General features: G+C 65.8%; 23 protein-coding genes. 8 read left to right on the forward strand and 15 right to left on the reverse strand.

The window, feature by feature from the left end; translation table 11 throughout:
* Nucleotides 1-8: 8 nt before the first annotated feature.
* Nucleotides 9-1253, reverse strand: a complete 1245-nt coding sequence (locus ACZ50N_RS26985; RefSeq protein WP_464474245.1) for a glycosyltransferase — start codon at nucleotides 1251-1253, stop codon at nucleotides 9-11.
* On the reverse strand, nucleotides 1250-1876 hold the full coding sequence (locus ACZ50N_RS26990; RefSeq protein ID WP_464474246.1) for a TetR/AcrR family transcriptional regulator: 627 nt from the start codon (nucleotides 1874-1876) through the stop codon (nucleotides 1250-1252). The genes ACZ50N_RS26985 and ACZ50N_RS26990 overlap by 4 nt, the downstream gene beginning before the upstream one ends.
* Nucleotides 1877-2067: 191 nt before the next feature.
* Here ACZ50N_RS26990 and ACZ50N_RS26995 point away from each other — a divergent pair, with 191 nt between their 5' ends.
* Both ACZ50N_RS26995 and ACZ50N_RS27000 read left to right on the forward strand, forming a co-directional pair.
* Nucleotides 2068-2550 (forward strand): NUDIX hydrolase, encoded by a 483-nt coding sequence (locus tag ACZ50N_RS26995; protein ID WP_464474247.1) that lies wholly within the window; start codon nucleotides 2068-2070, stop codon nucleotides 2548-2550.
* Nucleotides 2547-3185 (forward strand): GNAT family N-acetyltransferase, encoded by a 639-nt coding sequence (locus ACZ50N_RS27000; protein WP_464474248.1) that lies wholly within the window; start codon nucleotides 2547-2549, stop codon nucleotides 3183-3185. The genes ACZ50N_RS26995 and ACZ50N_RS27000 overlap by 4 nt, the downstream gene beginning before the upstream one ends.
* A 142-nt stretch (nucleotides 3186-3327) precedes the next feature.
* On the opposite strand, the gene ACZ50N_RS27005 is transcribed toward ACZ50N_RS27000, so the two are convergent.
* Nucleotides 3328-3747, reverse strand: coding sequence for a P-loop nucleotide/nucleoside kinase family protein (locus tag ACZ50N_RS27005; protein WP_464474249.1), 420 nt, complete (start codon nucleotides 3745-3747; stop codon nucleotides 3328-3330).
* 352 nt (nucleotides 3748-4099) lie between these two features.
* Between ACZ50N_RS27005 and ACZ50N_RS27010 the strand changes: the two genes are divergently transcribed.
* The gene (locus ACZ50N_RS27010) at nucleotides 4100-4603 is read left to right on the forward strand and encodes an NUDIX domain-containing protein (protein WP_464474250.1); all 504 of its coding nucleotides are present in this window, start codon (nucleotides 4100-4102) and stop codon (nucleotides 4601-4603) included.
* A gap of 40 nt (nucleotides 4604-4643) precedes the next feature.
* On the opposite strand, the gene ACZ50N_RS27015 is transcribed toward ACZ50N_RS27010, so the two are convergent.
* The 8 genes from ACZ50N_RS27015 to ACZ50N_RS27050 all read right to left on the reverse strand — a co-directional run bounded on the left by ACZ50N_RS27015 (nucleotide 4644) and on the right by ACZ50N_RS27050 (nucleotide 11666).
* Complete coding sequence (locus ACZ50N_RS27015) at nucleotides 4644-5495, reverse strand: MerR family transcriptional regulator (protein ID WP_464474251.1); 852 nt, start codon at nucleotides 5493-5495, stop codon at nucleotides 4644-4646.
* Between the two features lie 494 nt (nucleotides 5496-5989).
* A complete protein-coding gene (dnaB, locus tag ACZ50N_RS27020; RefSeq protein ID WP_419196932.1) occupies nucleotides 5990-8545 on the reverse strand; it encodes a replicative DNA helicase in 2556 nt (851 codons plus the stop codon).
* Between the two features lie 516 nt (nucleotides 8546-9061).
* Nucleotides 9062-9517 (reverse strand): 50S ribosomal protein L9, encoded by a 456-nt coding sequence (gene rplI, locus ACZ50N_RS27025; protein ID WP_046364148.1) that lies wholly within the window; start codon nucleotides 9515-9517, stop codon nucleotides 9062-9064.
* Nucleotides 9518-9528: 11 nt separating this feature from the next.
* Nucleotides 9529-9792 (reverse strand): 30S ribosomal protein S18, encoded by a 264-nt coding sequence (gene rpsR, locus ACZ50N_RS27030; RefSeq protein ID WP_046364149.1) that lies wholly within the window; start codon nucleotides 9790-9792, stop codon nucleotides 9529-9531.
* Between the two features lie 38 nt (nucleotides 9793-9830).
* Nucleotides 9831-10337, reverse strand: a complete 507-nt coding sequence (locus tag ACZ50N_RS27035; protein ID WP_046364150.1) for a single-stranded DNA-binding protein — start codon at nucleotides 10335-10337, stop codon at nucleotides 9831-9833.
* A gap of 66 nt (nucleotides 10338-10403) precedes the next feature.
* Nucleotides 10404-10694, reverse strand: coding sequence for a 30S ribosomal protein S6 (gene rpsF / locus ACZ50N_RS27040; RefSeq protein WP_018603055.1), 291 nt, complete (start codon nucleotides 10692-10694; stop codon nucleotides 10404-10406).
* Between the two features lie 113 nt (nucleotides 10695-10807).
* Nucleotides 10808-11278, reverse strand: coding sequence for a DUF5078 domain-containing protein (locus ACZ50N_RS27045; protein ID WP_046364151.1), 471 nt, complete (start codon nucleotides 11276-11278; stop codon nucleotides 10808-10810).
* Between the two features lie 88 nt (nucleotides 11279-11366).
* On the reverse strand, nucleotides 11367-11666 hold the full coding sequence (locus ACZ50N_RS27050) for a hypothetical protein (RefSeq protein WP_046364152.1): 300 nt from the start codon (nucleotides 11664-11666) through the stop codon (nucleotides 11367-11369).
* Between the two features lie 111 nt (nucleotides 11667-11777).
* Here ACZ50N_RS27050 and ACZ50N_RS27055 point away from each other — a divergent pair, with 111 nt between their 5' ends.
* The gene (locus ACZ50N_RS27055) at nucleotides 11778-12584 is read left to right on the forward strand and encodes a DUF1206 domain-containing protein (protein WP_046364153.1); all 807 of its coding nucleotides are present in this window, start codon (nucleotides 11778-11780) and stop codon (nucleotides 12582-12584) included.
* Here the strand turns inward: ACZ50N_RS27055 and ACZ50N_RS27060 are convergent.
* The 3 genes from ACZ50N_RS27060 to ACZ50N_RS27070 all read right to left on the reverse strand — a co-directional run bounded on the left by ACZ50N_RS27060 (nucleotide 12539) and on the right by ACZ50N_RS27070 (nucleotide 17113).
* Nucleotides 12539-14158, reverse strand: coding sequence for a glycosyltransferase family 87 protein (locus ACZ50N_RS27060; protein WP_464474252.1), 1620 nt, complete (start codon nucleotides 14156-14158; stop codon nucleotides 12539-12541). The two genes, ACZ50N_RS27055 and ACZ50N_RS27060, sit on opposite strands and share 46 nt — an antisense overlap.
* Complete coding sequence (locus tag ACZ50N_RS27065) at nucleotides 14155-16503, reverse strand: transglycosylase domain-containing protein (protein ID WP_330218751.1); 2349 nt, start codon at nucleotides 16501-16503, stop codon at nucleotides 14155-14157. Before ACZ50N_RS27065 ends, ACZ50N_RS27060 begins: the two co-directional genes overlap by 4 nt.
* Before the next feature lie 178 nt (nucleotides 16504-16681).
* Nucleotides 16682-17113, reverse strand: coding sequence for a DUF5318 domain-containing protein (locus ACZ50N_RS27070; RefSeq protein WP_046364564.1), 432 nt, complete (start codon nucleotides 17111-17113; stop codon nucleotides 16682-16684).
* 111 nt (nucleotides 17114-17224) lie between these two features.
* Here ACZ50N_RS27070 and ACZ50N_RS27075 point away from each other — a divergent pair, with 111 nt between their 5' ends.
* The 3 genes from ACZ50N_RS27075 to ACZ50N_RS27085 all read left to right on the forward strand — a co-directional run bounded on the left by ACZ50N_RS27075 (nucleotide 17225) and on the right by ACZ50N_RS27085 (nucleotide 19906).
* Nucleotides 17225-18094: a DUF1707 SHOCT-like domain-containing protein gene (locus tag ACZ50N_RS27075; RefSeq protein ID WP_048424450.1), complete on the forward strand. Its 870-nt coding sequence runs from the start codon at nucleotides 17225-17227 to the stop codon at nucleotides 18092-18094.
* 116 nt (nucleotides 18095-18210) lie between these two features.
* Nucleotides 18211-18756, forward strand: coding sequence for a PadR family transcriptional regulator (locus ACZ50N_RS27080; protein WP_046364566.1), 546 nt, complete (start codon nucleotides 18211-18213; stop codon nucleotides 18754-18756).
* A gap of 61 nt (nucleotides 18757-18817) precedes the next feature.
* On the forward strand, nucleotides 18818-19906 hold the full coding sequence (locus ACZ50N_RS27085) for an inositol-3-phosphate synthase (protein ID WP_046364567.1): 1089 nt from the start codon (nucleotides 18818-18820) through the stop codon (nucleotides 19904-19906).
* 72 nt (nucleotides 19907-19978) lie between these two features.
* Here the strand turns inward: ACZ50N_RS27085 and ACZ50N_RS27090 are convergent, their stop codons facing one another.
* Entirely contained in the window at nucleotides 19979-21169 is a 1191-nt protein-coding gene (locus ACZ50N_RS27090; RefSeq protein WP_133412697.1) for an enhanced intracellular survival protein Eis, read from the reverse strand.
* 69 nt (nucleotides 21170-21238) lie between these two features.
* On the opposite strand from ACZ50N_RS27090, the gene ACZ50N_RS27095 reads away from it, so the two are divergent.
* The gene (locus tag ACZ50N_RS27095) at nucleotides 21239-22135 is read left to right on the forward strand and encodes an Rv0045c family esterase (RefSeq protein WP_464474253.1); all 897 of its coding nucleotides are present in this window, start codon (nucleotides 21239-21241) and stop codon (nucleotides 22133-22135) included.
* Nucleotides 22136-22197 lie beyond the last annotated feature (62 nt).

The raw sequence follows: 22197 nt of genomic DNA on the forward strand, positions 1-22197 counted from the left end.
GAAACCTCCTAGGTCGTGTGATGCAAGCGGGATTCGACAGCTTTAACGGCTTGGGCGGCGCCGTCCTCAGCGGCGATGTCCGCACCGAGTCGACGCGCGTTATCGCGTAGTTGTGGATCGTCGACCGCGGTGCGCATCGCAGCCGCGAGACGGTCGACGGTCAGGCGGCGCTGGTTGATGGCGGCGGCGGCTACGCCGAGCGCGGTGAGCCGGGCCGCCCAGAACGGGCCGTCACCGTAAGCGGGTAGCGCGATGGTGGGGACACCAGCGCGCAACCCCGCTGCGGTGGTGCCCGCGCCGCAATGATGTGCCACGGCGGCCAGACGAGGAAACAGCCAGTCGTGGGGAGTGTCGCCGATGGTCATCACGGAGTCGTCAGCGACGTGCAGGCTGGTCCATCCAGCTTGCACGAGGACGCGGACTCCGGCCCGCGCCGCGGCCTGCCCGATGAGGTCGGAGAGCTGCTCGGCGCGAGCGGGGGTGACCATGAGGCTGCCGAAACCGACGAACACCGGCGGCGGGCCGGCGGACAGAAACCGGGTCAATTCAACCGGTGGGGTCCACTTTCCCGAATCAGCTGGCCACCAGTACCCGGTGACATCGAGGCCGGGGCGCCAATCGGATGGGCGGGACGCCACCAATGGTGAGTACCCGTGCAGGATGGGCCACTTGGCGTTCGTGCGTTGCGTGCGTAAAGCGCGGGTCGAGTCCCGCGGGATACCGAGTTCGCGCCGAAAATCGGCTACCACCTTGCCGTAGACGCGATCGACGAGCCAGGCACCCATCCGTGCGGCGCCACGGTTACCGGCCGCTCCGGCCGACCAGGCGCCGAGGATGGCCGGTGGAAAGTGCCTTGTTGCTGACAGGGGTTGCAGGCGGACACCGATGGCAGGAATGCCTCGGGATTCCGCCCAGGGGTGGCCGGCCATCTCCGCGAACGGGGACAGCAATGCGATGTCGGCTGGTTCGTTGTCGACCGCGGCGAGGATGTCGTGACCGAGTGCCCGCATCCCGGTGGGCGAGGCGAATACCGCCAGGCCCTTCATCGGCTGCACCTCGGCGCCGTCAGTGGCGAGTTCCAATTTGGCCGGGAGTTCACGAAAACCCAGCCCGCACTGGGTGATCATGTCGGCGAACGGTGTGTAGGCGGCGATGCTGACGGTGTGGCCGGCCTGTTGCAGGGCTACGCCGACCCCGGTCAGTGGAGCGACGTCGCCGCGGCTGCCGACGGCGATGATGACGACCCGGCTCATCGCTGCACCGCCACAACGCGGCTGCAGATATCCACCAGATCTTCGCCGTAGGCGTGTGCATCGAAGTCTGGTTCCCGCAGAATCTTCTCGACGACCGCATTGACAGCACCCCGCAGCGCCATCGACATCGACCCGACAGCGAAGTCACCGAACTCGTGATCCTGTTGTCCTGCAACCAATATCGAGTTTGGATCTAGTATGGCGAGTTCCTCGCGAAGCTCTTCGGTCATACCCAACTCGTCGAAGCGGCGGCCGTCGGTGGGCTGATAGCCCGCACCCAATTGCGCCAATGCCGCCAATTGTGTGCGGTGAGAGTCGAAGTAGGCGATGTTGGCTCTGATGTAGGCAGCCAGCTTTCCGGCTGACGTGTTCTCTGCCTGTATGGCCGGCGCTACTGCAGCGAGCGCCGAGCGGTACATCTCCTCGATGATCGCGTCGACCAGGTTGTCTTTGTTGCCGAAGTGGTAGAGCACGGCGCTCATCGCGACGCCAACGCGGTCGGCGATCTTGCGTATTGACGTCTGCGCCCAGCCGATCTCCGCGATGACCTCGATCGCAGCAGTGACGATCTGCGCTCGTCGTGCCGCCTGTGTAAAGGTCACCTTCTTCGAATCAGATCGCACGAACCGATATTAGATCAGGTGATCAGCGTTTGGAAAGGCCCCCGTCTGTCGGTCAGCAACCGAAACGTGGCAGCTGCGTCAACTTTCGCGAACACAAGTCGCCGATCCCGACGGCATGACGTCAACATTCACGAACAACTGCCGTCACAATTGGCGCCCACAGCCACGGCGGAGTACCGGAAACTGGATTGATGCCGGAAGACTTCGTGGCCCCAAAGCTGTTCTACGCCCAGTTGGCCCGTATCAGGCAGGGCGCGGGGACGTTGATCACTTCACCCGACGGGCGCGTGGTGATGTGCGACGTGACCTATCGCGACTACCTCGAATTGCCGAGCGGCGCCGCCGAGAGGACAAACCGCCACCGGTGGCGTGCCTGCGGGAGGGACGGGAGGAATTCGGTGTCGACATCAAGATCGGGCGTCTGCTCGTCATTGATCATCAAGTCGACGGAGGCGCAGGGCAATTCGGTGATGTTTGTTTACGACGGCGGCGTCGTCGTCGAGGAGTCTGCACTACATCCAGCCCCTTCTGACGAGGGTCGAGGCGTGGTTTTGGTCGACCCGAAAAACCCTTCCAGTGTGACCATTTCACTGCTGGCCGACAGGATTCGTCACGCACTCACCGCACGTGGAACCGGAGGCGTGGTCGAGACGGTCAACGGCGAAAGCCGATGACACTTCGACTAGCACTTGACGGCGCCGTCTTCCTTCAACCGCCCACTGACGATGACCTGGTCCAGCTTGCACGGCGCGCCGCCGAACCCGGTGCTGTTCTCCCACCAGCCGAGGCGCACTTCGTGACCTGGATTGCGGGCCGAACACCGCAGGAGATCGCTCAACAGCGCATTGCGCGGGTGCAGGCCAACCGCGATCTCACCCGTCGCCCCGGCTGGTCGCTCGACCTCGCGGTGATGGTCGAGGAACAACCGGTGGGCTTGCAGAGCTTGTCCGGGTTCGATCAGTGGCCGCACCACCGTATCGTGGGGACGACGTCGTGGCTGCTTGCGGCTTTTCAGGGTCGAGGCCTCGGAACGCGTGCGCGCGCAGCAGTTCTCGAGCTGGCCTTTGCCCACCTGCGCGCTGAATCAGCCAAGTCCTGGGTACTCGACGAGAATCGGGCCAGCGTCGCTGTTTCAACGAAACTCGGTTACCGCCTTATTGATCGTCATCACATCACCGAGCATGGCTCCCGATACGCCGAAGGCGTCTTCCAGTTGGACCGAGACGCCTGGTTGGAGTCACGAGCGCGCCGGCGCTATCGCCCCGCGATCACCGGCGCTGCGCACCTGGTCCATCTCTTAGGCCGCTGACCGTTGACCCCGATCGTGTGCAGCACCACTACCTCGTGGGGAGTTCGTAGTGGGCCGCAATCAGTGCTGCAGCGTCTTTCGGGTCGTGCTTGGAGGTGTCAATCGTCAAGACGCCGGCGTAGGGAAGCGACGGATACGGAACCTATTGAAGTAGCGAATCCAAAGTGTCGCGGTCGGTGAGTTTGTTGTGTTTCGTGCGGGATACCTCCGACACCCGCTGCAAGAGCACGTCGTGCGGCGCGCGCAGTTCCACCAACAGAACCTCACCACCGTTTGTCATCACGGCGTTTAGTCGTTTTCGTACGACCTCGTCGTCCTGCGGCCCGTCGTAGACGAAGGTGAAGATGACATTGGTACCGCGCCGTGCGCAGTAGCTCAGGACCGCTTCCCGCAGTTCGTCGACGAGCTCGTAGTTGGCCGCCACCTTGCCCGGATAGAGACCCTGCACCAGGTCGCGTGTCACATGGTTGTGGAACACCGGGAATCCGGTGAGTTCGGCCAGTGCCTCGGCGACGGTCAACTTCCCGGACGCGGGGGGACCATAAATGAAGATCAGATTCATCTCGGGTCACAGCAGACAGGGCGAACGACCGCGTAATCGGAGCCGAATTTGGCCCTCGCCCACGGGCTGAACAACGCGCTCACCGTCTGGACGTGATCAGAAAGGGACGGAATCCGCTCCAAAACTCCATCGTCAAAGCATCCCGTCACACACCCTCGGACACCAACCCATTTATGCCCCATGGGCGGACATCCTTTTTAGCAGTGCGTTGGCGGCCTGCATGATCGCTGATCAGCGCGGCCGTAGCGCTCGCCTCGTTGAGTAGCTGACCCCGGACGAGTCTCGTTTCGGAGAATGGAGGCGGTTCAAATCCCCTCTTAGGGTTGAGCACCTCACGGGGGATCCTGTCGAAGTGCTCAATACTGAGCTGATGCCAAAGCCGTTCGTGCCGCCGGAGCAGTACTACGCGCAGCTCGCCCGCGTGAGACAGGGCGCCGGGGCGCTCATCACCACCCCTGATGGGAGGGTGGTGATGTACGACGTGACCTACCGCGAGTATCTCGAACTGCCGGGCGGTGCGGTCGAAACAGGTGAGACACCACCAGCGGCATGCGCACGGGAGTGCCGGGAGGAACTGAGCATCGACATCGCCGTTGGGCGGCTGCTCGTGCTGGACCACCAGACCGACGAGGGTAACCGGGGCGACTCCGTCATGTTCGTCTACGACGGCGGCGTTATCGACGAGCCTGCTCTCCGATCGGTCCCAGCCAGCGAGGAGGGCCGAGGCGTGGTGCTCGTTGATCCCGCCGATTTAGACGCCGCCACGATCCCGCGGCTGGCCAACCGAATTCGCGCCGCGTTGAACGCCCGAGACACCACTCGTGTTGTCGAAGCTATCAATGGGGAGATCCGCTAGAAACCCCTGCCCCCTTCACCTTTGAGCCGCTGCGGCAGCGTCAGTTGCGTATTGCTCCGTTTTCTAGATAGGAAGTCTCGCCCGTTGTTCGTGCGTGTCGTGCGGCTGTAATTCGACGTAGCATGTGCGCGGGGAGGCGCTCCTGGAGCTGCTCTTCATCGCACCACGCCCACGCTTCGAGCTCCTCGGCCGGCAACGTGATCGCAGCAATCAGTTCGGCAGAGAGCGCGGGCGCGTCATAGACAAACAGCAATCCCTCGATCGCGATGCCGTCACGCGGGGCCACCCAGTCGATCACCAGGAGCCGACCAAGAGTCAGGGCGGGCAGTCCGAGTTCTTGGCGCACTTCGCGCGTCGCGGCCGCCAACGGTGCCTCATCGGCCTCGACGACTCCGCCGGGCAGCTGCCAGTAGTCCCGATAGGTGGGTTTGACCAGCAGGGTCCGGTTGCGGTCGTCGCAGAACAGGCCACCGGCGGCGACCCGCTTCTTGGGCAGGCCCGTGAGGTAGGCAGCGCGCTCGGGTGTCATTGCTGTGAAATGGCTTTCGGCGGGCATATCATCTCCTCGTTCGAGATTGTTGATGGTGACGGTCACGGTGTGCGCAACACGGTCTAGGCGCTCCCGTTCCTCAAGCAGGCGGCGGTGATGAGCGTGCAGCATCTCCGCGGGGTCACGCTGCTCGTCGACTACGGCCCTGATAGTGGCCAGATCCAGGCCAAGTTCGCGGAGCAGCAGGATGTTTTGCAACCGCAGCAGCTGGTCTCGGCCGTAATACCGGTAGCCATTGCCGCCTACCTCAGATGGCGGCAACAACCCGATGTCGTCGTAGTGACGCAACGTGCGAGCCGTCACCCCCGACATCCGGGCCACCTCTTGTATCGACCAACTCATCTACCGCCCTCCTCGCATCCCCTCCGATGAATTCACGCCAAAAGCTTCCGTAGCGAGAAGGTCAAACCCGGAGGCCGGCGAAGTTGACTGGGAAACTCACGTTGCCGTGGGAATCCATAACGCGCTCTGCCGTCTCGCGTGTAGAGACTTCGAGGTCAATCTAGATCCTGTCGCGGATATCGGGCCTTCACTCAACGACGTGAGCGGACTTTGAAGCCTCGACGGTTTGGGCCAGGAGAACCGCGTTGGTCATCGGCCCAAGCCCAAACCCGACGGGAGCGGGTTGACGTGGAGCACGCGCGGGACGCCCCTTCCGGGCGACATCCCACCCCCATGTCCGTGTGGCCATTGTGTGGATGTGATACGGGATATGGGCTTAAACCTGCGAAGCCACACCATCGGCTTCAGCATGACAACTTCGTGAGACACATGACAACCACATGACAACTCTGCTGAGAATATGACACGCGGGCTGAGAACCTACACGTGCCGGGCTATTGCTTGGCCATGTTCGCGAAGCGCGACAGATGCAGCTGGTGCGCGACGGTCACCGTCCGCGTCGGGCCGGCACGGTGCTTGGCGACGATGAGATCCGCTTCACCACCACGCGGATCATCACTCTCGAACGCATCCGGACGGTGAAGCAGCACAACCATATCCGCGTCCTGCTCGATCGAGCCGGATTCACGCAGATCCGACAGCTGCGGCTTCTTGTCCGTTCGCTGCTCCGGTCCACGGTTCAGCTGGCTCATCGCCACCACCGGCACTTCCAGCTCCTTCGCCAAAAGCTTGATCTGCCGGGAGAATTCAGACACTTCCTGCTGGCGTGACTCGACCTTTTTGCCTGACGTCATCAGCTGCAGGTAGTCGATCACGACGAGGCGTAGGTCCGCCTTCTGCTTGAGCCGCCTCGCCTTGGCGCGAATCTCCATCATCGTGAGGTTCGGCGAGTCGTCGATATAGAGCGGTGCCTCGCTGATCTCGCTCATGCGACGCGCCAAGCGGGTCCAGTCGTCGTCACTCATTCGACCGGATCTCATGTCGGCCAGCTTGATCCGCGCCTCCGCGGACAACAGACGCATGACGATCTCGGTCTTACTCATCTCCAGCGAGAACACGATGCTCGGCAGATGATGCTTGATCGAGCACGACCGCATGAAATCGAGTCCGAGCGTCGAGTTGTGCGTCGGGACCATCGACCTGCTTGCCAGATACATGTGGCTGGAATTGTCGACCTCCACGCACCGCACCGGCACACTCGGCACCGGCCGAACGTCGACGATGAAACGCGAGTTGGAACGCACAGCGCTGTGCGCCCGACGTTCCTTGTGCAACAGATCCTTTCGGTGCAAGCCGAATACGCTGTCCGTGGCCGAGAAATTGACCAGATAAGCGGTCGATGTCTCCGGGGTTCGACCCTCCACCGCCTTCGTTGCAACCTGGCACCGATATCCCAGCGACACGACGAGTTCGACGACGTCATCGGCCAGGCGCTGGTTGGTCACGCAGAACTGAACCGCTCCGCCGTTGGTGACGGTGCCGTCGGTGTCGAGCAGTCCAGCGAGCAGCGCGCGGCGCTGCTGCTCCGACGCGCGCAAGTACTGACCCGGGATGTGCTTGTTCCCCAGCACCCCGATCGTTCTGAGACGGCCTTGCACGGTGCCCACCGCGTTGCGGCAGGTCTGGCATAGTTGCATCCCGCATGACGGTTCGCCGCATCTCGAACATGTCGGGGCAACAACAGCTTCCGACACGAATCGCGCACGACCGCCGCACGACCGGCCGCAAGTCCGCACCTGACTGGTCTGCGGCACGAATGGCGCACCGCACACGACACAAGTGCGGGTTGCGGCGGGTTCAGGCGCTGGGAGCTGAAGCCCGTACCGCAACACCACCGCCCGCGAGGGGACGGTGATCAGCCCTTCCCCCTCGATCCGCATCAGGATCTCAGGGTCAGCGGTGGTGATCTGTGCGGCGTGCGACGTTCCGTCCCCCAGCCAGGCGCCCAATGTGTACGGCGGTACCAAAAGGTCCGCATCGGCACCCTGGAGGGGCGCCGCATTGGCGACGGAATGGTTGAGACGCTGGTCCGCCGTGCGGCACCGCAGCGTCTCGCGAATTTCGCGGGTGGTGTGAATGGCCCCGGTATCGCCTCCAGCACGGCGAGCCGCCCGTGTCGACGTCAGCCACTGGTGCTCCGCATCCGCGACGATCACTGTGCCGTCGGAGAACTCGACCTCGAAGCACGGCCGTTCGGTCATCACCTCGGTTGCGGCGACCACACGCGTCGGCAAGCCATCGGGCCCGATCAGCTCGTCCCCGACGGCGACCTCACCCATCGTCGTCCACCCCGACGGCGTCGGCAGCGGTGTGTCCAGCGCCAGCGCCTTTCCCATACCGGGACGAGCCGCCACGACGATCATCTGGCCCGGGTGCAATCCGTTGGTCAGCTCGTCGAGCTCGGTGAAGCCAGTCGGCACACCCTTGGAGACGCCGCCCTGCGACGCGATCGCATCGATCTCGTCCATCGTCGGCTGCAGCAGCTCTTCGAGCGGGACGAAGTCCTCGGTGGCCCGCCGCTCGGTGACGTCGTAGATCTCGGCCTGCGCGCGGTCCACGATCTCGTTGACATCCGCGCCCTCAGCGCCGGCGTAGCCGTACTGAACCACCCGGGTGCCCGCCTCCACGAGCCGGCGCAGCAGCGACTTCTCGGACACGATCTCGGCGTAGAACCCGGCGTTGGCCGCCGTCGGCACCGTCGAGATGAGCGTGTGCAGATAGGGCGCCCCACCGACGCGGCGCAACAACCCCTTGCGGTCCAGTTCCGCGGCCACGGTGACCGCGTCAGCGGGCTCTCCGCGGCCGTACAGATCGAGGATCGAGTCGTAGACGAGTTGGTTGGCCGGCTTGTAGAAGTCGCCGGGGCGCAGCCGCTCCAGGACATCGGCGATCGCGTCCTTGCTCAGCAGCATGCCGCCCAGCACAGCCTGCTCGGCCGCGAGATCCTGCGGCGGCTGCCGACCGAAATCCTCGCTCGGAGGCGGCTCCATGGCCGCATGCTCATCGGGCCGGCCCAAGTCATCGACGACAGCCACGCGGTGCCCTCACCCCTCCCCAGTCGGTGTCGAACGGACGTTCGATGAGACTGTATGTCGGAGCACCGACATCGTCCCCGCGGCGCCCGTCACGGTGTCCGCGACGGCCAACGCTAGACGTTGCTGCAGCAGACGCAACCACCGCTTGTTGACAGACCTGGGGATGGCGTGTGGATAGGTCCGGTGAGCCATGTTGAGGTGCTGGGGACAACTTGTGGATCAACACTGTGATCTGGTCCGTTTCCGCAGATGAACGCCTGTTGAGACGGTGTCGGCTCTGTGGATGATAAATCGATCGGCGTGTCGTCCCGGGTTGCCTTCTCGGGCGTGTTGCGTTTCGATCGCGGGCCGAAGAGGTTAACACCGGGTTATGTTCGCCGTGGCGGATTCGCTCCGAACAATTCGCCGAGAGCACGACAACGGCCGGGCTCGGACCTCTCGGTCCTCACCCGGCCGTTGACTCGTGTAGTGCTAGTTGGCGACCACGTTCAGCGACACAGTCGCGGCCACATCATGGTGCAGCCGGATCGTGACGGAGTGGGTGCCCACGCTCTTGATGTGCGCCTTGGGCAGCTGCACGGTCCGCTTGTCGAGGTTCGGTCCGCCGGCCTTCTTGATGGCCGCCACCACGTCAGCCGCGGAGACCGAGCCGAACAGCTTGCCCGAATCCCCGGCGGTCTTCACCGAGAGCTCGACGCCATCGAGACCCTCGAGTGCGGTCTTCAGCTCGTTGGCGTGCTCGAGGCTCTTGACGCTCTTGAGCTCCTGAGCGCGCCGGATGTCCTCGGCCTGGCGCTGCGCGCCACGCGTCGCCACGATCGCCAGCCCACGGGGCAGCAGGTAGTTACGCCCGTAGCCGTCCTTCACCTCGACCGCGTCACCGGCCGTTCCGAGGTGCTCGACCTCGGCAGTCAGAATCAGTTTCATCTCAACCGTCCTTACCGCGTCGCCGAGCTGAACGGCAGCAGCGCGACCTCGCGGGCGTTCTTCACCGCGATCGCGATATCACGCTGGTGCTGAACGCAATTGCCGGTCACCCGGCGAGCACGGATCTTGCCGCGCTCGCTGATGTAGGTGCGCAGCAGCGCGGTGTCCTTGTAGTCGATGTTCTGCCCCTTGCCCTTCTTGGAGCAGAACACGCACTTGCGTGTCTTGACCGGCTTTTCCGGAGCCGGACGCCTCTTGGTGGAGGACTTCGCCATGTGTCTAACTCTTTCTTGAAATCACTGAATGTTTTGTCTCAGAAGGGGGGCTCGTCGTCGGCGCCACCGAAGGACCCCGATGCGGGCGCGCTGCCCCACGGGTCGTCCTTGGGCGGCTCGGAGGGACGGGAATTCCCGCCGCCACCGCCGCCGCCGAAACCGCCTCCGCCGCCACCACTGCGGCTCGCCTTGTTCACCTTCGCGGTCGCGTAGCGCAGCGACGGCCCGATCTCGTCGACCTCGACCTCGACCACCGTGCGCTTCTCGCCCTCGCGGGTTTCGAAGGACCGCTGCTTCAACCGTCCCGTCACGATGACGCGCGACCCGCGGGTCAGGCTCTCGGCCACGTTCTCGGCGGCCTCACGCCAGATGTTGCACCGCAGGAACAGCGCCTCGCCGTCCTTCCACTCCCCGCTCTGCCGGTCGTAGATGCGCGGGGTGGACGCAACGGTGAAGTTGGCCACCGCGGCACCGGACGGCGTGAAACGCAGTTCCGGATCGGCGGTCAGGTTTCCTACGACGGTGATGGTGGTGTCACCAGCCACGAGTTCCTCCTAGGTGAGCGGACGTTGGGCGCGAGCCTACGCAGCGGCTCCGACGATCGGCACCCTTTAGTGCTTGTCTGTGCGCATCACCTTGGTCCGCAGCACGGACTCGTTGAGGTTGAGCTGACGGTCGAGTTCGGACACCGTCGCGGGCTCTGCCTTGACGTCGACCACCGCGTAGATGCCTTCGGCATGCTTGGCGATCTCGTAGGCCAGCCGGCGACGACCCCAGATGTCGACCTTGTCGACACTGCCACCGTCTTTACGGATGACGTTCAGGAACGTCTCCAACGACGGAGCAACGGTGCGCTCGTCGAGTGTGGGGTCGAGAATGACCATGATTTCGTATGGACGCATAGGGAACCCATCACCTCCTCTGGTCTGACGGCCACGGCGTGTCCGTGGCAGGAGGGTCGCCTGCGTCGGCAACCTGCCCAGGGTATAGGACCAGAGGTGGACCTGCGAAATCGCTAGCGGCGAACGGGCCAATCCCAGACGGACATATCGCCCTTCGGGTAGTTCATGCAGACATCGGTGGCGTGCGCGACGACACCCTTGTTGTTGAAGAACAACTTGGCCCAGTTGCCCCAGTGGGTCGCCACGTTCTCGTAGTAGACGTTCGTGGCGGTGTCCTCGGAGTACTGGCGCCGCGCGACCGGGTCGAGGGAGAAGAACCAGTGGATGCGGTCGAAGGCCTGCTGCTGAACGTCGGCCGGCCGGTTGCTCCGGTCGATCATGTACCGCTCGAAGTACACGGGGCTGGTGTCGCGGGCGGCCAGCATGTACTGCTCGACATCGCACTGGGTGACGATGATGCGGTGCGGGATCGGGTAGTCGTCGGTCGAATCGGCCTGCGCGGTACCCGCGGCGCCGAACAGAGCACCGGCGGCTGCTGCCGTCGCCAGGGCCGTCCGCAGCACTCGACTCGCCATTCCGATCATGATCGCTCCTACCTCGCCGAATGCCGGCGCATCTCACCCGCCGTGGGCCAACTATATAGCGCAGCTAGGAAGCTGCGCAGTCCGATCCTCAACCGCCGTTGGTGACGGGGTTCGACGACAGGGTGATGAACTGTCCGTGCTTCCACACGCCCCAGCGCCCACCCCACATCGAGGTCCACACCACCGGCTCGCCGTTCCACATGTCGGCCGGCTTGCGGGGCGCCCAGTTCGGCACCGGCTCACCCGGCGGGTTCGGGGGGAACTCGGCCGGTCCCGGAGGCGGGGGCGGCGGCTGGGCCACCGAAGTTCCCGCGCCGAAGCCCAGCGCGCCCGCGACGATTCCGCCGAGGATCACGGCGACGGGCGCGGTCTTGGTCAGAAAACTCATGAGACGACTCCAGCCTGCAGACTGCATACAGATGCTTAGCAAATATAACCACCAGGCGGCACCGGGAAACACCCCGGTTTCGATCCTCTGGGCGAAGGGTAGAGCGCGGTGATGTCCCGGCCGCCGATCGTCGACCGGATTCTGGCCCATGGCGGTGTCCGCAGAACCGCGCGCGCCGGCTTCGTGGCCAGCGGACTCCTGCACTTCCTCATCGCCTACGTGATCGCACGGATCGCGCTCGGCCGCGGCGGCCACGCCGACCCTTCCGGCGCGATGGCGACGATCGCCGCCGCCACCGACGGCGTGCTGATCCTGTGGGCGATCGCCGCGGCGCTGGTGCCGCTGGCGGCCTGGCGCCTCGCCGAAGCTCTTCTCGGTCTGCATCCGGCCGAAGGTGGCCGCGATCCCAGCGATGCGAGCCTCGGCAACCGGCTCAAGGCCCTCGGTCTGCTGGCCGTCTACTGCAGCGTGGGATACACCTGCGTGCGCTTCGCGGTCGGGCGCCGCGAGCCCAGCAGCGAGCAGAACTCCGGCGCGAGTGCTGTTCTCATGCAATCACTTTCAGGACGAGCCTTGCTGGTCGCCGTGGGCGTGGTCGTCGCGGTGATCGGCGGCTATTACGCCTACAAGGGCGCCTCGCGGCGCTTCGTCGACGACCTGACGACCTCCGGCGGCCGGGTGGTGCTGGTGCTCGGCATCTACGGCTACGTCGCCGAGGGCATCGTCTACGCACTCGCCGGGGTGTTGGTGATCGTCGCCGCCGTCAGCGCCGACCCGGCCAAAGCCGCCGGACTCGACGCCGCCGTCCAGGCACTGGGGTCGGCAACCTCCGGTGACGCGCTCCTGGTGTTCGCCGCGCTCGGCTTCGCGTGCTACGGGCTGTACAGCTTGGCGTTGGCCCGCTGGGCGCGGATGTGAGTGCGCGGCTGTAACCAGTCCGGCACCCACGACGGATAGGCATCCGGCGCCCGATCGAAGGGCCCGCCGGCCGGATCGTCGATGCCGTGGCCACGCACCAGATCCAGCTCGGGACGGTAGATCTGACGAATGATCAACGCGCACAACGTGATGACCGCAATGTCGCGAAGCAGCACGGTGGCGGTGAACCACTGCTCGGGCAGGCCCTTGTTCTGCTCGCCGAACAGGTAGAGCATCCGAGGCACCCAGACCAGCATGTCGATCGTCATCCACGCCAGCAGCACCCGCCGGTGCGGCAGCGCCAACACCGCCAACGGCACCAGCCACAGCGAGAACTGCGGGCTCCACACCTTGTTCGTCAGCAGGAACGCCGCCACCACCAGGAACGCGATCTGGGCGATGCGCGGCCGGCGCGCAGCAGTCAGCGTGATGTAGCCGATCGCGATGCAACACGCGGCGAACAGCGCGGCGGTGACGGTGTTGAGCACCACCGGCGGTTCCCAGAAGCCGAGGTTCGGATCGAAACCCTGCCATCCCGTGAACGACTTCACGACGTTGTAGAGGGAATCCATGTCGTCGCCCCGACGGGTGTTGAGGCGGAAGAACTCTGACCATCCCCGCGGGAACAGCAGCATGATCGGCAGGTTGACCACCAGCCACGTCGCCCCGGCCGCGAGCGCCGTCTTGGCCACCTCCTGCAGCCGTGACGTGCGAATGGCCAACAGCACCATGGGAATCAACAGCAGCAGCGGATAGAGCTTGGCTGCCACGCCGAGACCGATCAGCACGCCCGCCAGGACCGGCCGTCGGCGCGCCCACGCCAAAAGCGCCCCCGCGGCAGCCGCGGTGGCGAGCGCATCGAAGTTGGTGAAGATCTGGAAGATCACCAGCGGTGACGCCGCCACCAGTGCCGCATCCCAGATCCGGCGCGCACCGGCCAGCAGCGCGGTCGCCCACACAGTGGTCAGCCAGGCCAGGGCCAGCCCGAATGCGGAGATGTTGAAGAACATCACCACCTCGGCGATGATCGGCACCGACGTCAGTTTCGTCAGCGTCGTGTACGTCTTCGCCAGCGACATCGACAGGTACTGGTAGATGCCGGTCAGCACCGGATACTCCATGTAGCGCACCGCCGGCGCACCGTCGTACTGGACGCGCGGCATGCTCTTCTCGTCGGTTTCCAGCCAGCTCGACTTGTACGGGAACTTCCCGAGATTCAGCAGCTCGGCGGTGTAGAGCGGCACGGTGTCGGAGTAGCAGAGCTCGTAGTAGGCGCGGTTGTTGGCCCAGTTGCCGACCCGCTGATCAGCGGTCCCCGTGCCGGTCGTCTGCAGGCATGCAGCCTTGGTGGAATAGCCCAGCGCCAGGAACACGATCGCGATGAGCAGCATCACCCGAAGCGGGGTCAGGAACCGGGTGCGGCCGATCAGCGCGTGCCTACCGACGGGACCTCCGATGGTGCCCGACAGCCCGGCACCGAGAGTGTCTGTGCGGCTGGGGAAGTCGCGGTCATCGAGGCTCCGGAGATCGCCTGCCAGCGGAGCTGGCGATTCCCGCGGCACCTGCGAGGTCACGGAGGCGGCGCGGGGGCGCCGGGCGCCACCGGGACGCCGGGCTGCGGCACGCCGGGCTGCGGCACGCCGGGTGCCACCTCGGTACCCGGCGGCGTTCCTTCCGGTACAGGACCGGGTGCCGCAGGCACCGTCGTCGGCGGGCCCCACGGGATCGTGATGCCGGGCGCGATCTCGAGCGTCGGCTGGATCACGGTGTTGGACGGCGGCGGGGCCACCGTGGTCGACGGCGGCGGTGGCGGCGCCTGCGGGACGCCGGCGTACCCACCGATCTCCTCCGGCTTCGGGAACGACTCGTTGTCGGTGCCGTCCAAAGCACCGTCCATCGTGGCTTTCCAGATGTCGCTCGGGATACCGGACCCGTACACCGGGGAGCCCCACTTGTTCTCCAGCGGCTTGGTGCCGTCGACGGTGCCGACCCAGACCGCCGTCGACAACGACGGTGTGTAACCGACCATCCACGCATCACGATTGGCGCCGGTGTCACCGAGCTGGTTGGTGCCGGTCTTGGCGCCCGACGGGCGGCCGCCGGCCAACGCGTGACCGTTGGAATAGCCGGCGATCGGCTGCATCGCAGCGATCACGTTGTCGGCCACGGCCTTGTCGATGCGCTGTTCGCCCGCGTTGTCCTCCTGGCTCGCGTCGAACAGGACCGTGCCCTCGGCGTTGACGACCTTCTGCACGAAATGCGGCTTGTGGTACACCCCGGATGCCGCGAGGGTCGCGTACGCCGACGCCATGTCGATGACCCGGGACTGATACTGCCCCAGCACGACGCCGTTGTTCGGGGGGCCGCCCTTGCCGTCCTCCGACAGCGTGTGCTCGACGCCGGGGAAACTCTCGGCGATCCCGGCCGCGTGCGCGGCGTCGGCCACATCCTGCGGACCGTTCTTGAGCTTCAGCATCAGGCGGTAGTAGCTGGTGTTCAACGAGCGCTTCAACGCCTCGGCGATGTTGCAGTTGCCGCAGCTGCTGCCCTCGACGTTCGTGATCTTGATGCCGTCCACGGTCACGGGTGAACTATCCACCTGGTAGCCCAGGCCCATGCCCTGCTGCAGCGCCGCGACCAACGCGAACACCTTGAACGACGAGCCGGTCGGCAGACCGGCCTGCGCGAAGTCGAAGCCGTTGGCGTCGTTGCCGCCGTAGTAGGCCTTGACGCCGCCGGTCTTGGGGTCGATCGACACCACCGCCGTGCGCATGTCCGGATCTTGACCGTCCATGTATTCGTTGACGGCGTCGAGTGCCGAGGACTGCGCCTTCGGATCGATGGTGGTGGTGACCTGCAGGCCCTCGGTGTTGAGCTGCTGCTCGCTGATGTTGAAGATGTCCATCAGCTCGTTGATGACCTGGCGTTCGATCAGACCGTTGGGCCCGGTCGTCTGGTTCTGCGTGATCGCCGCATCCGGCGGGATCGTCGGCGGGAACACCTGCGTCGCGCGATCCTGCGCAGACAGCGCGCCGATGGACACCATGCCGTCGAGCACCCAGTTCCACCGCTCGGTGGCGGCTTCGGGATCGACAGCCGGGTCGAGGGACGACGGCCGCTGGATCAACGCGGCGAGCAACGCTCCCTCGGCGACGGTGAGCTGTTCGACGGGCTTGTTGAAGTAGGCCTTGGACGCCGCGGCCACGCCGTAGGCGCCGCGGCCGAAGTAGATGATGTTCAGGTACGACTGCATCACCTGGTCTTTGGACCACTCGCTGGACATCTTGGTCGAGATGACCAGCTCTTTCGCTTTTCGGATCAATCCGCCCACGCCGGAACGGGCATCACCGACCAACGCGTTCTTGACGTACTGCTGGGTGATGGTGGACCCGCCCTGCAGGTCGCCGCCGAAGATGTTGTTCTTGAACGCCCGCAGGAAGCCGGTGAACGAGAAGCCCGGGTTGGAATAGAAGTCCCGGTCCTCGGCGGCCATCACCGCGTCGCGCACGTGCACCGGGATCTGGTCGATGTTGACGTCCACCCGGTTGCCCTCGGGCGGGACGATCTTCGCGATCTCCGACCCGTCGCTCGCCAGGATCGTCGACACCTGCGCGGTCCGGATGTCTCCGGGCTTGGGCACGTCGACGATGAGATAGGCCATGCCGAACGTCAGAAGCGGCAACACGATCAGGACGGCGGCGCAGGCGATCAGCCCGCGGCGCACCCACTTCCAGTTGACCTGCTGGCGCCAGCCGGGCCGGCGGTCCGACGGGCCGCCACCGCCCGGTCCGCCACCGCCCGTCGGGCGACGCGGCGGTGGTGGCGGTTGCTTGGGCGGACGGCCATCGAGCGCGCGCTTGACGTCGTCGATCGGATCCTTGAGGTGCCGCGGCCGCTCCTCCCGAACCGGGGGCAGCACCGTCGTCAACCGATCGTCGGGGTGCGGACGCGCGGCGTGCGCGGGTCCGTCGGCCTGACGAGGCGCCTGGGGCCGAGGCGGCTGCGATCGGGGTTGAGGCTGGGGAAGCGCGCCACCGCCGTCGGCCGCCCTGCGCCCATTACGGGCTCGGTCGGCGGAACGGTCGGGGCGCCCCGGGCTATTCACTGGCCGTCCGCGCGGCGCCGCGCGCGGTCTGCGTGCGACGCGGACGGGACCCCTTGGGTGGCGGTATCGCGCCCAGCACGTAGGACTTCACCAGGTGATTCCAGCTGCAAGTCCGACATACCTCCACCACGTGAACCGAGAACTCGTCATAACGGGTCGCCAGCAGAACCAGCTCCTCCGCCGTGCGGGCCGAGCCGGACACCGCGCCCAGGTGATCACCGAACACCCACGACACCAGCGTCAGCTGCTCCTTGCGGCAGATCGGACACATCACCGAACTGGGCTTGCCGTGGAACTTCGCGGCGCGCAGCAGATACGGATTCGCGTCGCAGACCTCCGAGACACCCGTGCGCCCGGAATAGACCTCAGCCAGCAGCGACCGGCGCCGCAGGGCGTAATCCACCACCTGTCGCTGCAATCGCACGCTGACCAGAGTACGTCGGCGCCTCAGCGGCGGAGGCTCGACGGGGCACCCGAAGCGGCCCGGTTCGCGGCGGGCCTGCGGGATCGGCGACCCAACTCTTACGATCTCGTCGTGGCTCCCGGCAGCTCAGCACGCGGAACATCGTGGACACGCGCGAAGGACAGCGATCGCACCGATACCTGCCAGATCCTCGACACCGCGCTGGCCGAGGGCCAGCTGTCGATGACCGAGCACGGTGAACGGGTCAAGGCCGCCACCAACGCCGCCACCCTCGGCGAACTCCAGGAGCTGGTCTCCGACCTGCAGACCGCCAACGCGCCGACGCAACTACGCAAACCCGCGCGGCGGCTGCCGACGCTGCCCGCCGGAGTCGGTATTCGCATCGCGATGGCCGCGGTGCTGGTGATCTTCGGGATCGCGGTCGGGTGGGGCCTCTACGGCAACACGCCGTCGCCGCTGAACTTCACGTCCGACCCGGGCGCCAAGGACGACGGAATCCCCGCCCAGGTGCTCACGCCGCCCCGGCAGCTGCACTCCCTCGGCGGTCTGACCGGCCTGTTCACCCAGATGAAGCAGAAGTTCGGCGACACCATGGGCTACTCGACCACCATCTACCCCGACTACGCCTCGCTGGAGCGGCAGGACCCCACCGAACCGCGGCGGGTGCTCAACTACTCCTACCGCGGCGGGTGGGGGGACCCGAGCGAGACCAGCGTGAGCTCCGACGAGCGCGTCGTGGACCTCGCTGCCTTCGACATCCCCAAGCTGGTCGGCATCCTGCGTGGGGCACCCGAAACGCTGGGCATCAACCCGGCCGAGGTGAAAACCACCTACATCAGCATCGAAGCCAACCGCGACATGACCGCGCCGCCGGACAGCATCCAGATCAGCATCTACGTCACCCCCAATTTCGGGGACAGCGGATACATGCAGCTCAACGGTGATCTGACCGTCAAGAACATGAACTACGCCAACACCTGAACCCTGCGCCCCCAGCCGCTACGAGGCGCACCCGTGTGGCGTTCAATATATCGGCGCGATACTATTGCGCGAGGTGTCGAACCGTCGTAGCGGCTGAATCAAGAGGAGGTGCCCGGATGCTCGAACTCGCCATCCTCGGGTTGCTCCAGGAATCGCCGATGCACGGATACGAACTGCGCAAGAGGCTCACGGGTCTGCTGGGAGCGTTCCGCGCGTTCTCCTACGGCTCGCTGTACCCCGCGCTGCGCCGCATGCAAGCCGACGGCCTGATCGTGGAGGACGCCGCCCCGGAAGGCACCCTCAAGGTGCGCCGTGCGCGCCGCGTCTACCAGCTCACCGAGGCGGGCAAGCAGCGCTTCACCGAACTGGTCGCCGACACCGGACCACAGAACTTCTCCGACGACGGATTCGGCGTACACCTCGCCTTCTTCAACCGCACCCCGGCCGAGGCCAGGATGCGGATTCTGGAGGGCCGCCGCCGTCAGGTCGAAGAGCGCCGGGAAGGTCTGCGTGAAGCAATCGCGCGGGCGAGCAACTCATTCGATCGGTACACCCGCCAGCTGCACCAGCTGGGGCTGGAATCGAGCGAACGCGAAGTCACATGGCTCAACGAGTTGATCGCGGCGGAGAAATCGGCGCAGGGACGCGCCGAACAGAGTTGAGCCCCGTATCACCCACACAGCCCCTTACAGAAGTTGAAGTAGGACAAGAGGAGAAGTCGTCATGACCGCAAGCAATGACGTCCGGGTCGCGATCGTCGGCGTGGGTAACTGCGCGTCCTCGCTCGTGCAAGGCGTGCAGTACTACAAGGACGCCGACGAGAACGCCAGCGTGCCCGGCCTGATGCACGTCAAGCTCGGCCAGTACCACGTGCGCGACGTGAAGTTCGTCGCCGCGTTCGACGTGGACGCCAAGAAGGTCGGCTTCGACCTGTCCGAGGCGATCTTCGCGTCGGAGAACAACACCATCAAGATCGCCGACGTGCCGCCCACCGACATCGTCGTGCAGCGCGGCCCGACCCTCGACGGCATCGGTAAGTACTACGCCGACACCATCGAGGTGTCCGACGCCGAGCCGGTCGACGTGGTCAAGGCGCTCAAGGACGCCAAGGTCGACGTGCTGGTGTCCTACCTGCCCGTGGGCTCCGAAGAGGCCGACAAGTTCTACGCCCAGTGCGCGATCGACGCCGGGGTCGCCTTCGTCAACGCCCTGCCGGTGTTCATCGCCTCGGACCCGGTGTGGGCCAAGAAGTTCGAAGACGCCGGTGTTCCGATCGTCGGCGACGACATCAAGAGCCAGGTCGGCGCCACCATCACCCACCGCGTCATGGCCAAGCTGTTCGAGGATCGCGGCGTCACGCTGGACCGCACCTACCAGCTCAACGTCGGCGGCAACATGGACTTCCTCAACATGCTCGAGCGTTCACGCCTCGAGTCGAAGAAGGTCTCCAAGACCCAGGCCGTCACGTCGAACCTGCAGGGCTCGCTGGCCAACAAGATCGAGGACAAGAACGTCCACATCGGCCCGTCCGACCACGTCGCGTGGCTCGACGACCGCAAGTGGGCCTACGTCCGCCTCGAAGGCCGTGCCTTCGGCGACGTGCCGCTGAACCTGGAGTACAAGCTCGAGGTGTGGGACTCCCCCAACTCGGCCGGCGTGATCATCGACGCGGTGCGCGCGGCGAAGATCGCCAAGGACCGCGGCATCGGCGGACCCATCGAAGCCGCCTCGGCCTACCTGATGAAGAGCCCGCCCAAGCAGCTCGCCGACGACCTGGCGCGCGAGCAGCTGGAGCAGTTCATCGAGGGCTAGCCTTTGCGTCGAGACTGCGGGGAGATCGCCATTCCACCGGGATGGCCGATCTCCCCGCAGTCTCGTTTCGGGCTAGAAGCCGAACCCGAGCTCCGCGGGCACATCGGTGGCGAACGCCCTGTCGAGGGCGATGACCAGTTCGGCGTCGCTGCACCGTAATTGGCGTGCGGCGGCGAACGACGACGCGCGATGAGCGCCGAAGTACAGGCTGCCCAGCACCGAGACATCGAGGTGGACATTCGCTGCGGCGTCGGTGCGCTCACACGTCGCGCGCCCGTCGCGCACCGTCAGCGCGAAACGCCCACCGCGACCCAGGAAGTCGTCAGTCACCTCGAATACTGCGGACAGATCAGCCGCGTAGGTTCGCGCCTGCAGCACCGCCGGGATGTCGAGCATCCGCAACCACAACCCGTCGAACATCTCCCGGGTGCGGGCCAACCGCGGATCGGTCAGCAGATAGCGGATCACATTTCCGGGATGGGTGTGGAGGCCGACGATCTCCTTCAGGTCGAGCCCCACCAGTACCCGCCACAGCGCGATCTCCGCCTCCGCAGTCACCGCCGCCATCTTCGTCACCTCGGCGGTCGTCTTCTCGTCGCTGCCGTGCAGACGGTAGAACGCGTAGCCGTCCCGATGCAGCAGGCAATAACGAGGCGACCCACCGTGTCTAAATGCCTCCCGGTCCGCCAGCACCTCATCCCACAGCCGCGACGGAGTGTGCAGGCCGCCGGGCGTCTGCCGACGCCACCGCTCGTCGATGTCCTCCAAGTGCGCGCGATGCTCAGCGGGTTGCACCAGCCGGACCCCGCCGGGATCGGGCACCCCCGGGCGGAAGCGCGCCCCGTCACGGTGCACCTCGAGCCGCTCCCACACCGTCGCCGGGCCGTAGCCGAAGCGGCCGTAGATCTCCGCCTCACTGGCCTCCAGGCCGGCGACCGGATAGGCCCCCATCCGCCGATGCAGCTCGTCGAACATCCCGCTCAAAGCGCCCCGCCGCCGGTGAGTGGGAGCGACGGCGACCATGGACACGCCGGCCATCGGCAGCACCGCCCCGCCGGGCACGGTCAGCTCGAAATCCAGGAACACCGCGGTGCCGACCACGTCATCGCCGTTGCATGCGACCACGGCACCGTCAGCTCCGATCAGTGACCGCCACGCCTCGGCCGCCTCGTCGGGCTGCCGGAATCCGAAGGCCGTCTCCGTGATCAAGCCCATCGCGGGCCAATCTGCCTTCTCTGCACTGCGGAAGATGATGTCGGACATGGCCTCGACGGTGGCACACCCCCGACGCCCGTCGCATCTCAATATCCCCGAGGTGCGTAGTGTCCAACCATGGTCGACAGCGACGACGAACTGGCCGGACTCTCCGAGTTCGTCTTCCTCCCCGAGAACGCGCGACAAGCCGGCGTGAACGGTGAGCCGATGCCCGCGACCCGCGTCGAACACGGGCCGGTCAGTGCACTGCGGTTCGGTGACGACCCGGCACGTGTGGTGTTCCTACACGGCGGCGGGCAGAACGCGCACACCTGGGACACCGTGATCATGGGCCTCGGCCTGCCCGCACTGGCGATCGATCTGCCGGGCCACGGCCGATCCGCGTGGCGCGAGGACGGCGACTACGGCCCGGTGCTCAACGCCCGCGCCGTCGAACCGGTGGTGAGAGATCTGGCTCCCGACGCAGACCTCGTGGTGGGCATGTCGCTCGGCGGGCTGACCGCCCTGCGGTTGGCTGTGGCAGCCCCGGAACTGGTGCGCCGTCTCGTCCTGGTGGATGTCACCCCGTCGGCACCCGAGCGCCACCAGCAGATGACCGACGCCCAGAAGGGAACCGTCGCGCTGGTCCAGGGTGAGCGGACGTTTCCTTCCTTTGCCGAAATGCTCGACGTGACCGTCGCGGCAGCTCCGCACCGCGATCGAGAGTCGTTGCGGCGTGGGGTGTTCCACAACGCCAAGCGGCTCGACGACGGATCGTGGACATGGCGGTACGACTCGATCCGCAAGGGCGAGGGCTTCGAGGGCCTGTGGGAGGACGTGCCGCGGCTGCACACTCCGACGACGTTGATCCGCGGGGCGACGTCGTTCTTCGTCAACGACGATGACGCCGCCGAATTCGCCCGTACCGCACCGGGTTTCCAGCGGGTGCATGTCGTGGAGAACTCGGGCCACTCGGTGCAGAGTGACCAGCCGCGGGCTTTGGTGGAATTGCTGCGGGGCGTGCTGGCCGGCTGACCCTGGACACTTGCTGTTCACTCGCTGGCGGTCTGCTGCTGGTTCAGGTGTCGTAGGTTCGC

It is taken from the genome of Mycolicibacterium obuense, assembly GCF_055397605.1.

Bases quoted from the DNA above. Each gene is read 5' to 3' on its own strand.
- ACZ50N_RS26995 (WP_464474247.1), top strand. From the start codon at position 2,068: ATGCCGGAAGACTTCGTGGCCCCAAAGCTGTTCTACGCCCAGTTGGCC.
- ACZ50N_RS27000 (WP_464474248.1), top strand. From the start codon at position 2,547: ATGACACTTCGACTAGCACTTGACGGCGCCGTCTTCCTTCAACCGCCC.
- rplI (WP_046364148.1), bottom strand. From the start codon at position 9,517: ATGAAACTGATTCTGACTGCCGAGGTCGAGCACCTCGGAACGGCCGGT.
- ACZ50N_RS27085 (WP_046364567.1), top strand. From the start codon at position 18,818: ATGACCGCAAGCAATGACGTCCGGGTCGCGATCGTCGGCGTGGGTAAC.
- dnaB (WP_419196932.1), bottom strand. From the start codon at position 8,545: ATGGAGCCGCCTCCGAGCGAGGATTTCGGTCGGCAGCCGCCGCAGGAT.
- ACZ50N_RS27090 (WP_133412697.1), bottom strand. From the start codon at position 21,169: ATGTCCGACATCATCTTCCGCAGTGCAGAGAAGGCAGATTGGCCCGCG.
- ACZ50N_RS27005 (WP_464474249.1), bottom strand. From the start codon at position 3,747: ATGAATCTGATCTTCATTTATGGTCCCCCCGCGTCCGGGAAGTTGACC.
- ACZ50N_RS27095 (WP_464474253.1), top strand. From the start codon at position 21,239: ATGGTCGACAGCGACGACGAACTGGCCGGACTCTCCGAGTTCGTCTTC.
- ACZ50N_RS26985 (WP_464474245.1), bottom strand. From the start codon at position 1,253: ATGAGCCGGGTCGTCATCATCGCCGTCGGCAGCCGCGGCGACGTCGCT.
- ACZ50N_RS27045 (WP_046364151.1), bottom strand. From the start codon at position 11,278: ATGATCGGAATGGCGAGTCGAGTGCTGCGGACGGCCCTGGCGACGGCA.
- ACZ50N_RS27055 (WP_046364153.1), top strand. From the start codon at position 11,778: ATGTCCCGGCCGCCGATCGTCGACCGGATTCTGGCCCATGGCGGTGTC.
- ACZ50N_RS27050 (WP_046364152.1), bottom strand. From the start codon at position 11,666: ATGAGTTTTCTGACCAAGACCGCGCCCGTCGCCGTGATCCTCGGCGGA.
- rpsF (WP_018603055.1), bottom strand. From the start codon at position 10,694: ATGCGTCCATACGAAATCATGGTCATTCTCGACCCCACACTCGACGAG.
- rpsR (WP_046364149.1), bottom strand. From the start codon at position 9,792: ATGGCGAAGTCCTCCACCAAGAGGCGTCCGGCTCCGGAAAAGCCGGTC.
- ACZ50N_RS27080 (WP_046364566.1), top strand. From the start codon at position 18,211: ATGCTCGAACTCGCCATCCTCGGGTTGCTCCAGGAATCGCCGATGCAC.
- ACZ50N_RS27015 (WP_464474251.1), bottom strand. From the start codon at position 5,495: ATGAGTTGGTCGATACAAGAGGTGGCCCGGATGTCGGGGGTGACGGCT.